Source organism: Ignavibacteria bacterium (assembly GCA_025612375.1).
Lineage (GTDB): Bacteria > Bacteroidota > Ignavibacteria > Ignavibacteriales > SURF-24 > JAAXKN01.
Window position 1 is genome coordinate 67221 of the sequence record JAAXKN010000009.1, and the last position, 15097, is coordinate 82317.

Annotated in this window: 12 protein-coding genes and 2 tRNA genes; 8 read left to right on the forward strand and 6 right to left on the reverse strand. The window is 43.6% G+C overall.

The features are described 5' to 3' along the window. Nucleotides 1–89 precede the first annotated feature (89 nt). Entirely contained in the window at nt 90–608 is a 519-nt protein-coding gene (locus tag HF312_08385) for a DUF2179 domain-containing protein (GenBank protein MCU7520222.1), read from the forward strand. A gap of 89 nt (nt 609–697) precedes the next feature. Here the strand turns inward: HF312_08385 and HF312_08390 are convergent. The 5 genes from HF312_08390 to HF312_08410 form a co-directional block, all read right to left on the reverse strand. Next, nucleotides 698–771: transfer RNA gene (locus HF312_08390), tRNA-Cys, on the reverse strand. A gap of 49 nt (nt 772–820) precedes the next feature. Next, nucleotides 821–893 (reverse strand) — tRNA-Gly (locus HF312_08395). A 139-nt stretch (nt 894–1032) separates the two neighbouring features. Continuing rightward, nucleotides 1033–3882, reverse strand: coding sequence for a DUF5110 domain-containing protein (locus HF312_08400; protein ID MCU7520223.1), 2850 nt, complete (start codon nt 3880–3882; stop codon nt 1033–1035). Nucleotides 3883–3969: 87 nt separating this feature from the next. Continuing rightward, the gene (locus tag HF312_08405) at nt 3970–4407 is read right to left on the reverse strand and encodes a nucleoside deaminase (protein MCU7520224.1); all 438 of its coding nucleotides are present in this window, start codon (nt 4405–4407) and stop codon (nt 3970–3972) included. An 84-nt stretch (nt 4408–4491) separates the two neighbouring features. Further along, nucleotides 4492–4716, reverse strand: coding sequence for a hypothetical protein (locus tag HF312_08410; GenBank protein ID MCU7520225.1), 225 nt, complete (start codon nt 4714–4716; stop codon nt 4492–4494). A gap of 293 nt (nt 4717–5009) precedes the next feature. Between HF312_08410 and HF312_08415 the strand changes: the two genes are divergently transcribed. The 7 genes from HF312_08415 (at nt 5010) to HF312_08445 (ending at nt 14168) form a co-directional block, all read left to right on the forward strand. Further along, nucleotides 5010–5714, forward strand: a complete 705-nt coding sequence (locus tag HF312_08415) for a hypothetical protein (GenBank protein ID MCU7520226.1) — start codon at nt 5010–5012, stop codon at nt 5712–5714. Between the two features lie 166 nt (nt 5715–5880). Further along, nucleotides 5881–6273: a hypothetical protein gene (locus HF312_08420; GenBank protein MCU7520227.1), complete on the forward strand. Its 393-nt coding sequence runs from the start codon at nt 5881–5883 to the stop codon at nt 6271–6273. A 280-nt stretch (nt 6274–6553) separates the two neighbouring features. Further along, a complete protein-coding gene (locus HF312_08425; GenBank protein ID MCU7520228.1) occupies nt 6554–7726 on the forward strand; it encodes a PDZ domain-containing protein in 1173 nt (390 codons plus the stop codon). Continuing rightward, on the forward strand, nt 7692–8993 hold the full coding sequence (locus tag HF312_08430) for an adenylosuccinate lyase (protein MCU7520229.1): 1302 nt from the start codon (nt 7692–7694) through the stop codon (nt 8991–8993). The genes HF312_08425 and HF312_08430 overlap by 35 nt, the downstream gene beginning before the upstream one ends. A 279-nt stretch (nt 8994–9272) precedes the next feature. Continuing rightward, on the forward strand, nt 9273–11990 hold the full coding sequence (locus tag HF312_08435; GenBank protein ID MCU7520230.1) for a PAS domain S-box protein: 2718 nt from the start codon (nt 9273–9275) through the stop codon (nt 11988–11990). A gap of 41 nt (nt 11991–12031) precedes the next feature. Continuing rightward, a complete protein-coding gene (locus tag HF312_08440; GenBank protein MCU7520231.1) occupies nt 12032–13435 on the forward strand; it encodes a sigma-54-dependent Fis family transcriptional regulator in 1404 nt (467 codons plus the stop codon). A 244-nt stretch (nt 13436–13679) separates the two neighbouring features. Beyond that, on the forward strand, nt 13680–14168 hold the full coding sequence (locus HF312_08445; protein MCU7520232.1) for a response regulator: 489 nt from the start codon (nt 13680–13682) through the stop codon (nt 14166–14168). A gap of 62 nt (nt 14169–14230) precedes the next feature. On the opposite strand, the gene HF312_08450 is transcribed toward HF312_08445, so the two are convergent. Beyond that, complete coding sequence (locus HF312_08450; GenBank protein ID MCU7520233.1) at nt 14231–15043, reverse strand: TIGR00266 family protein; 813 nt, start codon at nt 15041–15043, stop codon at nt 14231–14233. Nucleotides 15044–15097: the final 54 nt, after the last annotated feature.

Sequence of the window (15097 nt, forward strand, 5' to 3'; positions counted from 1 at the left end):
TTATGCTAAAATATTAATATTTACAAAGCAATTTAAACTTTATTTAGGTCAAATTAAATATTATGTTTGGATAAAATATAAGTTACACCATGATTGAAACAATACTTGGCGCAATTTTAATAGCCGGCATGAGAGTCTGCGATGTAACGATCGGGACCATGCGGACAATTCTAGTAGTTCAGGGAAAGAAGTACTATGCAGGGCTTGCGGGTTTTTTTGAAGTCCTGATATGGATAACAGCTATGCGCTACATTGTGCAGCACATGGATCAGACTATAAATCTTTTCGGTTATGCAGCAGGTTTTGCCCTGGGCAATATATTAGGGATTACGCTTGAGCAGAAGATAGGTTTAGGTTTCATACAGCTGAATGTAATTTCGAGGCACTGCACGGATAAGATAGCCGACATGTTAAGAAAGTCGAAATTTGGTGTAACGATATTGCCCGGTGAAGGTGCTTCAGGGGGAGTAGCAATACTGGTGATTGTAGTAAAAAGGAAGCAGCAGAAACTTTTAGTACAGCTTGTAGAATCGTTAGATCCGGAAGCTTTCATTTCAATACAGCCGTCTGTTCCGTACAGAGGTTTTATACACGGATCGAGGAAATAAAATTATTTAGAGAGTTCGGGTGTAATCAGATCTGCTTAAATCGGAAGGGACACAAAGAAAGCCCAAATCTTTTGATTTGAGCTTTCTTGAGGCGCCGGTCGGATTCGAACCGACGAATAAAGGTTTTGCAGACCTTCGCCTTGGACCACTTGGCTACAGCGCCTTATTATCTAGAAACAAAAAAATCCACTCATGCGGTAAGTGGATCCTTGAGCGGGAAACGGGACTCGAACCCGCGACATCAACCTTGGCAAGGTTGCGCTCTACCAACTGAGCTATTCCCGCGTTTCAATTTTCGTTAAGAACAATCTTAAAAATTGTGCATTAAATATACCACCATTTTCGAAATTTTGCAAATGAATTCTATAAAAATATTCTAAACTTTTCATATTTATTTTTAATCTGGCGATTTTACTCAAAATATTTACCTGCTTAACTCAATGGGCTGTCCGTTGTAATTTAACGACCTGTCGGGCTTTGAAGATTCATCTCCTCCGGTGCCGTGATTTTTGTTTACCCAGATGATATTAAATGTCATCTTCTCCGGCATGCCGGGGAAGGTGCCTTCTCTTTTTCCGATTGTTAGCTCCTGATCTTTTTCATTCCAGCGGATTGGGATAACTGAATAGGTACCTTTTTCGTAATTGTAATTGTCCCCCTCATCGTCATATAAATCAAATGAGGCATCGGCCCCAGTGTAGATTCTGAGCTCAATCGGGCCACGGACTTTCTCTGATGCATACTGTTCAGCGGGACCCATCGGAAATATGGAGCCGGCTTTTATGTACAAGGGTATGATATCAATTGGAACTTCTCTTTTTAAGGTTTTGCCGCCCTGGGTGCGCTCGCCTGTCCAGAAGTCGTACCACCCTCCCGGCACATCAGGAAGGTAAACCTCCCTTGATCCGTTTTCTTTTAAGGGATCAAACTGCTTTGGAACCATGCCGGGTGTCCTCCAGGCAAGACGCAGCTTTGTGGCGTTTGCCATGCGGGCATATTCAATTTTGAAACTATGCCACGATCCCGCTTCCATAGGCATTTTAATGCGGTATGTTGTATCAATTCCTTTATTGTTCCAGCCGTCAATGATCTCTTTCCCATCCATATAAAACCTGACTGCATCGTCACTTGTCAGCCAGAATTCATACTCCCCTGCGCTAAGGGTCTTAAAAGATCCTGTCCACCTGATGCTGTTGCGCTCCCAGTTGACCTGAGGCGGAAGGTCCTGCCCGAGATAAAGGTCGAACAAGGTTGCGGACTGCAGGCTATCTACTTTAAGCGTATCAAAATTAACTCCGTTAAAATACTCCGCGCGGTAGAAGCCCTCAAGGCCCCATGGTGACCTGAGGCACGAGGAAGGAATAAGCCGGTTTTCATATCCTTCACCGTAATACATATGCTCTGTGACCGGATTAACCATTATTGAAGGACCGAACATGAACTGGTCTCCGATTGTGTAAAGCGTTGTATCCTCCGGGAAATCCATCGGGAGCGCGCGCATCATTGTGTAGCCGGAATGGGTCACTTTCCATGCAAGTGAATATATGTAAGGCATGAGGCGGTAGCGAAGCCTGTCATATTTCAGCAGGGCATCATAAGCCCATGAGCCGGGCTTACCGAAATTCCAGGGCTCGCGCGGCGTATCGGTGCCGTGAGAGCGGAATATGGGATTAATTGCCCCGAACTCAAACCAGCGCACATAGAGTTCCCTATAGCCCGGGTTATCTACTCCACCCGGGAAGGCTCCGTAGCGCCTGACGTGAAAGCCCCCGATATCGTTTGTCCAGTACGGGATTCCGGTCATGCAGAAATTAAGTCCTGCCGGGATTTGGTTACGGAGGACGAGCCAGCCGGCTACAATGTCGCCCGACCAGGTAGTTGCGGCGTTTCTCTGCTGCCCCAGGAAAGCCGAACGAGTAAGAATATAAACTCTTTTTTTGGGGTCTGAGGCCCTTTGCCCTTCATACACGGCTTTAGTTGTAAGCAAGGAATAAGGGTTCAGGTATCTGGCCATAGTACCAAGCGTGTTGCGCACAGCGGCTTTAAGGGACCTTTCATTTGGAGCCAGTATTATTTCGGGTTCAGTGGCATCCATCCAGAAGGCATCGACGCCCAGGGAAAAGAGCCCTTTATTAATTGCATTCCAATATATCCTCCGGGCAAGAGGGCTGTAAGCGTCATAGGTGTGGCCGTCGGTCCAGTGGTAAGGCTTAAACAAAAGTCCTTTTTTATTAAGCTCGTTATATAGGTCAGTTTTCCGGCCTGCAACGGGCCATATGCTTACCATCAGGCGTGCATGGTATTCCTTATGCAGGGAATCTATCATCCTGCTGGGATCGGGGTAGCGCGTGGAATCAAAGCGCATAGCGTTCCAGTATTCGTTATTATCGCCCCAGTACTGCCAGTCCTGCACAATGCAGTCAAGCGGGATATTAAGCTCACGGAATTTTCTGGCGGTATTTAATATCTCACTCTGTGTCGTATAGCGTTCTTTGGACTGGAAGTATCCGTAAGCCCAGCGGCTGTACATTGGAGCCTGCCCGGTGGCCAGGCGGCAGCCTTGGATTACTTCATCCATATCATCTCCTGAGGCGAAATAGTAGTCTATATTATCCGCAACTTCAAACCAGATGTAAGAGCTGTCAGAGCGGTCCTTAAACCTGATTTTGGAATAGTTATCGAATATGAGGCCGTATTTTTTTGTCGACAAAAGAAAAGGTACCACCGCCTTTGTATTTTCCTGCACGAGGGTTTCTTCATGCCCCCTAAAGTTCATGAACCCATCCTGAAACTGTCCCAGGCCATAGACGCCTTCTTTCGGAGAAAAGCTGAGGTTTAGCTGTGCATTAAAGGTATGCTCACCAAGCATAACCGCAGGGGTAAACACTGCGGCAGAGACAGGGTTTTCTGAAAAAATGATATTCCCAAGTAAGTCTGAAAAAGAAACTGAGCCTGAACGGAGATCTGCTTTTATATGAAGTTTTTTAGTTTTAATTGTAGCGCTGTTTTTCGTGAGGCTTACCTCAAAGGGTACTCTCTTCCAGCGTGCAGTTACAGAAAGGCTTTTGGGGGGAAGAAGTGTTTTTTCAGGGCTATGAAGGATACGTATAATTTTGTCGGAGCATATTACAATCTGAAGGCCTCCTTTAGGGAGCAGTACGGTAACAGAGGAATCGTTTTTTTCAAAGCGGTCCTGTGAATATGTCAGGCCGGAAGATGCAGTCTGAAGAATAATGGCAGCAATAGTAATGAGCCTGTAAAACATGGATGACATATAATGATCCCCTGCTTTCTTTGCCGTCAAAATACTTCAAGGAAAAGTAATATGCAACCGGTGAAGTGGTTTATGGGAGCACCACCTTTATTTGCCTATATCCTCGTTCCATAATTCAGGGCTTTTTTCAATAAAGCCTTCCATCATCTCAACGCACTCCTTAAGGCCAAGGACTTCAATTTTAACCCCTCTTGACGTAAGGAGCTCTTCCTCACCCATAAAAGTGCTGTTTTCACCGATAATTACTTTTGGTATGCCGTATAAAAGGACCGCGCCCGAGCACATGGAGCATGGTGAAAGTGTGGTATAAAGGACAGACTGGCGGTAGACTTCGGCCTTAAGGCGCCCGGCATTTTCCAGGGCATCCATTTCCGCGTGCAGTATTGCGCTTTTTTCCTGTATTCTTTTGTTGTGCCCGCGTCCGATAATTTTATCCTTATGGACCAGGACAGAACCTATAGGGATTCCACCTTCCAAAAGACCTTTTTGGGCTTCCTCAAATGCCGCACGCATGAACTCATCCATAAAATCCTCCATTAGTTTTATAGCAGAAAAAAAGCCTTAAAAACGTGAGCTTTTAAGGCTTTTATTTCAAGAGGTTAAAGTCTCTTATTCATTTACCTGATGATCTTCAGGATTCTTGACCCCGCCTGAATAAATAGATGCCCTGAGCTCCTCAATGTTTTTATCCAAAGAAGCCAGGTGGTCAATAAACTCGGGTACTTCGCGTTCCGGCTGATGCGAAAGCATAGTCTTCATTGAATGCAGAGTCTGTTGAATGCAGGTAACCGCGTCAAAGAGCTTTTTATTAATTTCCTGCTGACTTAAAGCCATAATTCCTCCTTTAGGGATTAAAATGAATACCCCTGATTTATATTTCAGTAATTTCGTATTCACTATTCGGTCCAAAGCTAAATTCCCTGGATCGGTTAACTTAGAATATGCATTAAATAATTAAAATTCAATCATTTTCTTTCTTTTCCGCCCTTAAATGCGTAATTCTTTGGCCAGTTTGCTAAAATCAGCCACTTCAAAGCCGGGCAGCGTAAAAAAACGAATAATAAGACAAAAAATCTTTTGGTACGGAATTAGTGTATTAATAAGCAAATAGATCCGAGGTTTTGGAAATGAACAAGTTAATACTAGATACGTTTTTATATGTAACAGATTTTGAACTGAGCTCGTATAGAATTCTGGACAGTTTAAAAAATTACAACGGTGAATTCAACCATAACAGGCTTTACCCCGGCTTGTCAGAGCTGATAGAGTTAAATCTTCAGTTAAAAGATATAGATGAAAACAATCTGAATGACATCTATATAGAAAACTTTGCAAAGAAGAAGTCCAAAGATGAGCGCCTTATGGTTGAGACCATAGAGGTAACAGACGACTATATTCAGCAGGTAGTTGATCTTATCGAATGGGCAAAACCTCTGATCAAAGAAGCGATTGACGAGGGGAAAATCCTGTACGAATTCGTCAAAAAGAACATTTATATTGAAGAAATCGGCATTGCCGACGCCAGCCGTGAAGAAGGCTACGTCCTTATCCCCGACAACAAGAAGTCGGTTATTCAGGTGCTCAGATACGATATTTCCATGATGTCTACAGGGAAAAAGTCGCAGCGGAGGTTAAATACAAGGGTGCTACAGTCAGTAGACAAGATTTTTGTAAACCAGGCACCTAACGAAGTTATCATGGATCTTTTTGAGCAGTTTGCAGATATGCCCAACTCATCAACCTTCATCTGCACGACAGACCTGGACTTTCCATTTACAGAGACAATACTTCCAGTGGTAAAAAGAAAGCTTATGTCGCGCATGGCAGCATAAGAAAGTGCAATTTTAGCCAATTGTGGACGATAATATTGCGCAACTGTTCAATATTAGCCAGATTAGCTTTCAAATTTCAGTAAAATCCTATAATTGGTCTGGTTTTAATTCTGGAACGGTAATTGGACTCATAATAACAGAGTTTATTTAAGAAGGGATGAAAGAAATGACATACTTAACAATTGACACGTTTTTATATGTAAATGATTTTGAATTAGGCCAGTACAAAGTATTAGGCGCATTAAAGAAGTACACAGAAGAATTCCAGAATAAAAACACACACCCGTATTTAGCAGAGCTGACTTCTCTAGTAAACACGTTAATAAGAGTTGAGAAGAAAAGAAGCAAGATTATAGACCTCTTCCCTATTCCGGTTGAGAAAGTCGATGCCGAGAAAAAGCAGCTTGTCTTTGAAAATTTCGTCCTCTACAACGAAGATATTGAAAGAGTATTTGATCTTATCAAATGGGCAATCCCAGTAATACACGACACTATAGATGAGGGCTTATGTGTCAGCAAGTCCTTTACAAAAGAGCGTTCAAGTGACGTTTTAGTTTAAGGAAAAAGAGTTTTAGAGTTATTTTTTATCCTCTCATTTCAATCCCCATAACAGCAATGATATGGGGGTTTTCTATTTTAAACCGATATATAGTAAGACAGGTCTAATAATTAAATCAAAAAGAGGGTTAATCCTGAACTTCCCAAAATTAAAACTGTTTAAATGAGCAGGAGTCTTTTAAATTTAAAAAACCCTCTTTTTTTATTATCTTTGAATAGTTTAACAGGAAACTCATATGAACAGAAATAAAATTATTCTTACCGGATTTTTTGTGCTAGTCATGATTTCCGCGGTTTTTGCCTACAGGCTCTTTTCAACGGACAAGGCAGGCAAGGATCTTTACTTTAATGTAAATGGCGGCGAGCGTACTCACGTTGTTACAACGCAGGAGCGTCAGGCGGTAAATGATCAGATTACTTCATCGAGGAATAATCTCATTACTGAAACCGTAAAGGCTGTAAGTCCGGCCGTTGTAGGCATTAACGTCACCGAAGTGGTTCAGTACCAGGATCCCTGGGCAAGCGACCCGTTTTTCAGGCAGTTTTTCGGCGACCGGTCGTACAATCAGGAAGTAAAAAGCCTTGGTTCAGGCACAATAATTTCGCCTGACGGCTACATCCTTACCAATGATCACGTTGCCGGCAACGGAGTAAAGATTACGGTTACAATGACAAACGGCAAACAGTTAACGGCAAGGAAGATCGGGACCGATCCGGCAAGTGATGTATGCCTTCTTAAGATTGACGGGAATAATCTTCCCTACATCCCGATGGGGAACTCGGATGATGTTTTAACAGGAGAATGGGTAATTGCATTGGGCAACCCGTTCGGGCTTTTTGAAATCAATGACCAGCCGACGGTTACAGTTGGTGTCATCAGCGCCAAGGGGATGAATCTTGAGCCTGATAACAACAGGTATTACCTCGGCATGCTTCAGACAGATGCGGCAATCAACCGAGGCAACAGCGGCGGGCCGCTTGTCAATTCCGTAGGTGAGCTGATTGGAATGAACACTTTAATTTATACAGCCGACGGCTCTTCAGGAAACATTGGACTTGGTTTTGCAATACCGATCAATAAGGCCAAGAGGATCATTACAGAGCTGAAGGCAAAAGGCATTGTAGACAGGAATTTCAAGATTGGTCTTGACGCACAGACAATTGACGAAGGGATTGCAGAATATTATAAGCTTGCAAGCACCCGGGGAGCCATTGTTACTGACGTAAAGCGCAACTCCCCTGCCGAGAAGGCCGGTCTGGAGCCGGGCGACATTATTGTGGAAGTTGAGGGCAACAAGATCATTAACCGCGGAAGCCTGGTAGGAGTATTCCAGGAGTTCCGTACGGGACAGACTATTAGTTTGACTATAATTAGGGAAAAACAAACATTAAACAAAAAAATGAGGCTTGAAAAAGCAGATGATCGAAAGATATACACTCCCCGAAATGGGTAAAATCTGGCAGGATGAGTTTAAGTACCAGACATGGCTCAAAATTGAAATCCTCGCCTGTGAAGCAAGAGCTGCAATGGGAGAAATCCCGCAAAAAGATGTTGAGGTAATTAAGGCAAAAGCCAATTTCGATATCAAAAGGGTTCTTGAAATTGAAGAAACCACAAAACATGACGTAATTGCTTTTCTTACAAATGTTGCTGAATATGTAGGGCCCGAAGCAAGGCATATTCATTATGGAATGACGAGTTCAGACGTTCTGGATACCTCGCTTTCCTATCAGATGAAGACTGCAGGCGAACTTTTAATGAAAAAGCTCCTGGATTTTAAGGCGGTCTTAAAGGAAAGGGCTTTAGAGCACAAAAACACTCTCTGTGTTGGGCGCAGCCACGGCATACATGCCGAACCTACAACTATGGGACTAAAGTTTGCACTCTGGTATGAAGAGACCAGGCGCAACATTACAAGGCTTGAGGCCGCAATAAAATCTATCAGCGTAGGGCAGATCTCCGGCGCCGTAGGGACGTTTGAACACCTGTCACCCAAAGTTGAAGAATATGTATGCAATAAAATGGGTCTTAGCCCTGCTCCTGTTTCAACACAGGTAATACAGCGCGACCGTCATGCCGAGTTTCTTACGACACTGGCAATTATAGGCACCACACTTGAGAAGATCTCAGTTGAGATCCGCCACCTTCAGAGGACTGAAGTCCTGGAGGCGGAAGAATACTTCTCCAAGGGGCAGAAGGGTTCTTCGGCCATGCCGCACAAGCGCAATCCGATTACGTGCGAGAGGATTACAGGGCTTTCAAGGCTTTTAAGGAGCAACTCGATGGCAGCCATGGAAAACGTTGCACTCTGGCATGAGCGCGACATATCACATTCCTCTGTGGAAAGAGTAATTGTGCCTGACAGTTGTATTATACTCGATTATATGTTACATTTATCTATAAAATTGATCAAGAACCTTCTGGTATACCCGGAAAACATGCTGAAGAATCTGAATCTGACGCGCGGGCTCATATTCTCACAGACTGTGCTTCTTAAGCTGGTAAGCAAGGGTGCAACAAGAGAAGATGCCTACAAGATGGTACAGACTCCGGCCATGGAAGTCTGGGCAGACAAGGGTAAAGACCTGAAAAGCGAGCTTTTGAAGTCTGAAGAGGTAAGTAAATATTTAAGCGAGCAGGAGCTCTCAGAGATATTCGGAAATCAGGCTACTCTGAAGAACGTAGATTTCATTTTTGCCAGAACCGTTGAAAAAGATTAGACAGGCGTTTAATGTTATAGAAAAAGTGTTATATTATAAAGAGGGCTGTTCCTAAAAAGAGCCATTACAAGAGGGGCCAATGTAAAGAAATTTACATTGGCACCGTTATTTTTGGAAGCATAAAATAAAATCAGTGATGCATTTCGGCAGTTTTTTCCGGAAACATAGCAGGCATCAGAATTTTCCCATCCCCTGAGATTCACCCCCGTTTTTCTGAAAGATTTAATGCTTCAGAGGTGCCGGCTTTAGGAACTGAAATAATGTTAATGAGGGCACAAAATGGAACAGAATCAAATTGCCAGGGCCTTAAAGGAAAGTGAAGACCGGTACAGGCAGCTGGTGGAATATCTTTCGGACGCAATAATCGTTCATTCGAGCGCCCAGATCTCATTTATTAATCCGGCAGGGCTGGAGCTCCTGGGAGCTGCATCCATTCAGCAAATTTTAGGCAAAGCCTTCATCAACTTTGTACATCCTTCCGACAGGGAATGCGTCCAGGAGCGCTTCAGGAAAGTAATAGTTGAAGGGGTTGAAAGCGGCTACTTTGAAGAAAGGCTGATGAGGCTGGACGGGAGTGAAATATTTGCCGAGACCATGCTCTCCCCTTTTACATTTCAGGGCGAGTGGGCAATTCTTATTGTAACGCACGACATCACAGGCAGAAAGCAGACCGAACAGGCTTTAAGAGAAAGTGAGGAACGCTTTAAGACAATGGTTCAGAACATAAGCGGCTATATATACAGCGTAACTTACAAGGGGAAAAAAGCCGTTTCTTCGTATCACAGCCCACAATGCCTCGTTATTACTGGATACTCCCCCGAGGAGTATCAGGAAGACCCCGATCTCTGGATAAAGATGGTTTATAAAGACGACCACGATCACGTTCAGATGGTTTTTGATTCCCTGAAGGAAAATCCGCAGCAGACGAGAGTCGAGCACAGGATTAACCATAAGGACGGCTCGATAAGGTGGATTGAGAACACGTATACTCTTCAGATAAATGAATCCGGCGAAATAGAAAGGATGGACGGGTTCATAATCGATATAACTGACCGAAAAACTGCAGAAAACGCGCTTCACGAGCAGTATTTTTTCCTCCAGAGGCTTATTGACACCATACCTAACCCAATTTTCTACAAAGACATTAACGGGGTTTTCCAGGGTTGTAATATTGCCTATGAAAAGCTCATGGGGGCAAGCAGATTTGAAATTATAGGGAAAACTGTATTTGATCTGATGTCGAAAAGTGTTGCCCTGAGCATACAAAAGTATGACGAGGAGCTTTACAGGCGCCGCGGAGTACAGATCTATGAAACTGAATTTGAGACACGGGACAGGAGAACGCTCAGCCTGATTCTAAATAAAGCGCTTTATTTCAATACTGACGGGACAGTTGCAGGGCATGTGGGGGTTTTGCTGGATGTTACGACATTAAAGCAGACACAGGAAGAGCTGAGGAGGGCTTTGCAGGAGCTGCGCGAGATGGCGATAATAATTAACAAGAGTCCTGCAATTGTATTTCTCTGGAAGGCAGTTGACAGCTGGCCCGTTGAATTTGTTTCAGATAATATAAATCAGTTCGGCTACAATTCAGAGGACCTGATTAAAGGAAAGATAAAATTCTCGCAGATAATTCATCCGGACGACCTGCCCAGAATTGCAGCTGAAATGAACAGTTTTATGCTTGAGGAGGTAAACGAGTTTATACAGGATTACAGAATTCTGACCAAGGAAGGTGAAACCCGCTGGGTGGACGACCGAACATGGATAAGGAAGGATGAAAGCGGCAAGGTTACGCATTATCAGGGTATAATAATAGACATTACGACCAGGAAAAATGCCGAGCAGATGGTGCGGGAAAGTGAAGAGCGATACAGGGCGCTTGCTGAAAACTCCTATGACCTGATAAGTGAAATAAGCCAGGATCTGAAGTTCCTTTATCTGAGTCCCAACTTTTACGACGTCCTGGGATACCATCCCCCGGAACTGATAAACAAGAGCATACTGGAGCTTGTGCATCCGGATGACGTGCCGTCGGCACTTTCATCCTTAAGGAGGGAATCAGGAAGTGCAGCACTTCGTTTCAGGCACAAGCAGGGAGAATGGTTCTGGTTTGAAAGCACGGGGAAGAAATTCCGCACGGCGCAGGGTGAAAACCGTGGTGTTATAGTTTCGCGCGACATTTCCGAGCGCAAGCGCCTGGAGCAGCAGATAATTCAGACCGAGAAGCTGATGGCCGTAGGTGAAATGTCGGCAATGATTGCCCATGAATTCAGAAATGCGCTCACCTCAATTAAAATGATACTTCAGCTTCAGGGCGAGTCGGAGAACCTGACTATCTCAGAGAAGGAATCCTTTGGAGTAGCAATTAATTCCATTTATCACATGGAATCTGTTGTGCAGCAGCTTTTGAACTTTGCCCACCCTGCCCCGATGGAGTCGCAGATTGAGGACTTAAACAGGGTTATGAGTGACTGTCTGCCTTTTATAGATCTCCAGGCAGCAAAAAAATCGATACACGTTGTAAAGAAAATAGAGCAAAACCTTCCCAAAATGCCGCTAAACTCGGCAGGTCTTAAAGATGCAATTATAAATCTCGTCTTAAATGCGGCGCAGGCATTTGACAGCGGCGGGAGCCAGGATAGAAGAAGAATTTCCATTATGCTAAAGAAAGTTGTACTGGATGAAACCCTGAGGGATTACGATTTCAGCGCCAGCGGCGATCACATGCTGATAAAGTACAGGAATGAGGAAAACCACGAGGTTGTTCTTGAGAAAGGCTGCCAGTGCGTGCTGATTGAAATTTCAGACAACGGCCCGGGCATACCAGAGGAAATTCTGGAGAAGATTTTTGAGCCTTTCTTTACCACAAAGGAAAAGGGTTCAGGCCTCGGGCTTCCGATAGTAAAAAGGACTGTAAATGCGCACGGAGGGGTAATTCAGGTCTTCAGCCGTGTAAATGAGGGTACGACATTCAGGATTTACCTGCCGGTTTGAAAAAGAAAAATGTGATGAAATAAAGTAATACAAAGGGAAAAATGTCTGAAAAGCCAAGAATACTGATTGCCGATGATGACGAGAAGATCCTTTATGCATTCATGGAGCTGCTGAAGAAAGACAACTATAATGGAATAGTTGCCAGAAACGGCGAAGAAGCCTTAATAAAGGCATCGGAAGAAAAGCCGGAGGTAATATTTCTGGATATAACGATGCCCAGGTTCAACGGGCTGGATGTGCTGGAAGAGATAAAAAAGACAGATCCGCAGATCCCTGTTATTATTATCACAGGTTTCGGCACAATGAATACCGCTATTAAGGCGATAAAGCATGGTGCCTTTGAATATCTGACCAAGCCTTTGGACCTGACAAAAATAAGGTCTGTTATAAAGCAGGCACTTGCAAGCACACAAAGCTCTATCGTGACATTTAAGGACCAGGAGCACTACGATGCCCAGATTGTGGAGCGCTATGAACTGATTGGTAAAAGCGCCCTCATGCTTGAGGTCTACAAGCTTATAGGATCGATATCGATGACTCCAAATAACACCTCAGTACTCATTACAGGAGAAAGCGGCACAGGCAAGGAGCTTATAGCCCGGGCAATTCATAACAACAGTGAAAACTGCAATGAGCCTTTTATTGCAATAAACTGTGCGGCTTTTCCCGAGACTCTGCTTGAGTCGGAGCTTTTCGGCTATGAAAAGGGAGCTTTTACAGGGGCAATGGACAGGAAGCTCGGGAAGTTTGAGATTGCAGGAGAAGGCACAATATTCTTAGATGAGATAAGCAATCTGTCGTTAAATCTGCAGCAAAAGCTCCTGAGGGTAATACAAAACCGTGAATTTGAGCGTGTGGGAGGAAACGAGATTATTCCTGTACAGGCCAGGTTTATTGCAGCAACAAACATAGAGATTGTACCCGAGGTAAAAAAAGGGAATTTCAGGGAGGACCTTTATTACAGGCTTAACGTGGCCGCTGTAAACCTCTCCCCTTTGCGTGAAAGAAAGGAAGACATACCCCATCTTGCAAATTATTTCCTCTCAAAATATAATTACCAGTTAAAAAAGTCGATAAAGGGCTTTTCAGACGAAGCCATGCAGATGCTTTTGTCCTACAATTATCCGGGCAACGTAAGGGAGCTTCAAAATCTGATTGAAAGGGCTGTTATGCTTTCAAAATCGGACGTTATACTGCCCGAGGTTCTAAGCGAGCTGACCTCAGTAGACGGCAATAAGGATTATACGATTCCGATAATAAGCCAGGATTTCGGTAAGGCAAAGGAATATATTATCGGATTATTTGAAAAAGAGTTCGTGGTAAACCAGCTGATAGAGAACTCGGGAAATGTTTCAAAAGCCGCTCAAAATTCAAATATGACGCGTCAGAACTTCCAAAGAATGATGCGAAAGCACGATATAAAAGCCGACCAGTTCCGCAGGTAATATTGGTATTATTACGGACCTGCCTTTCTCCATGTAAAACAACAAGCCTGTATGTTTTGTAAAAAACGGGTACTACAACTCGCAGTTTACACAAGTGTAAATTCGGAATTTACGTCCTCTGAAAAAATAATTAATGAAACTTGATTTTTAGCCCATTTATTATACTTTAATAGTTGGCACGGAAATGTTATACATTTTAATGTGACGCATTATAACGTAAAGATTGATTAAAAAAGGAGGGCAAATGTCTGTAAGGGAAGATTTTGATTCAGTTTCCCAGGAAGAAACTATTATTACTAAAGAGGTCTCAAAGGGCAATACCGGTAAAACGGTTTCAGTTGAAGGAGTTCAAGGGAAGCCAAACGTATTGGTAGTTGATGATGACAAAAAGATTTTAGAAGCATTTAAATATCTGATGGAATCCGAAAATTGCAACATGATTGGCGCATGTGATGTTGATGAAGTAATGCAGAAGATACAGGATGTGCATCTGGATTTAATTATCACGGATTTTATGCTGGAATCGAAGTCGAGTATTGAACTATTTACATTGATCAGAAAATCGCAGCCGGAGGTTCCGGTTGTGGTAATGACCGGTTATCCGGAATTGATCAGTGAAAAAGACGTAAAGATGTTCGGAGGAAATTATCTTTTAACAAAACCCCTTGAATTAGGCAGGCTGCGTGATGTAATCAGAACCTGCTGCAACCCGCTTAAAATAGTATCCTACTAGAGAAAGCAACTACTATTTAATAAAAATAAAAAGCCGGATCAGACCGGCTTTTTTTAGCTAACTTAGAAACTATCGTCTCCCCCGTTGTCTCCTCCGCCAAGAATTCCGCCAAGCAAAGAGCCTCCAAGAATAGCGCCCCCGATCGATCCAAGTCCGCCGAGGCCGCGTCTTTCCTCTTTCTGCTGGTAAGTAGCAGCAGCAAATATTCTGTCAGCAAGTCTTGAAAACGGCAGGCTCTGCAGGTAAACGGTACCAGGGCCAGTAAGTCTTACAAGGAAGAGTCCCTCTCCGCCAAAAAGAGCGTTTTTGAAGCCGCCGATAAACTGTATATCGTAATCGACGCTGGGAGCCAAAGCAACCAGGCAGCCCGTATCGACTCTAAGTGTTTCTCCCGGCTGAAGTTCCTTTTTAATTATTGTGCCTCCGGCATGAATAAAGGCCATGCCGTCACCTTCAAGCCTTTGAAGAATGAAGCCTTCGCCTCCAAATAATCCGGCGCCGATTCTTTTTGTAAATTCGACCCCTATTTCAATTCCCTTTGCGGCACATAAGAATCCGTCTTTCTGGCATATAAATTTTCCTCCGAGGGAGCTTAAGTCGAGAGGAATAATTTTACCGGGGTAAGGAGCCCCCAAAGTAATGTGTCTTTTCGCGCGGCCGTTATTAAGAAAAGTAGTAATAAAGAAGCTTTCGCCTGTAACCATCCTCTTAAAGCCGCTGAAAAGACCTCCACCGGTGGAAGTCTGCATTTCGATACCGTCTTCCATAAACATCATAGCTCCTACCTCGGCACGGACGCCTTCGCCGGGATCGAGTTCCACTTCAACAACCTGAATATCGTCGCCTATAATTTTATAGTCAATTACATCAGCCATTTTTATTGTCTCCAGTCATTTAATTGTAATAGCACAGTATTTAATTAACAAATG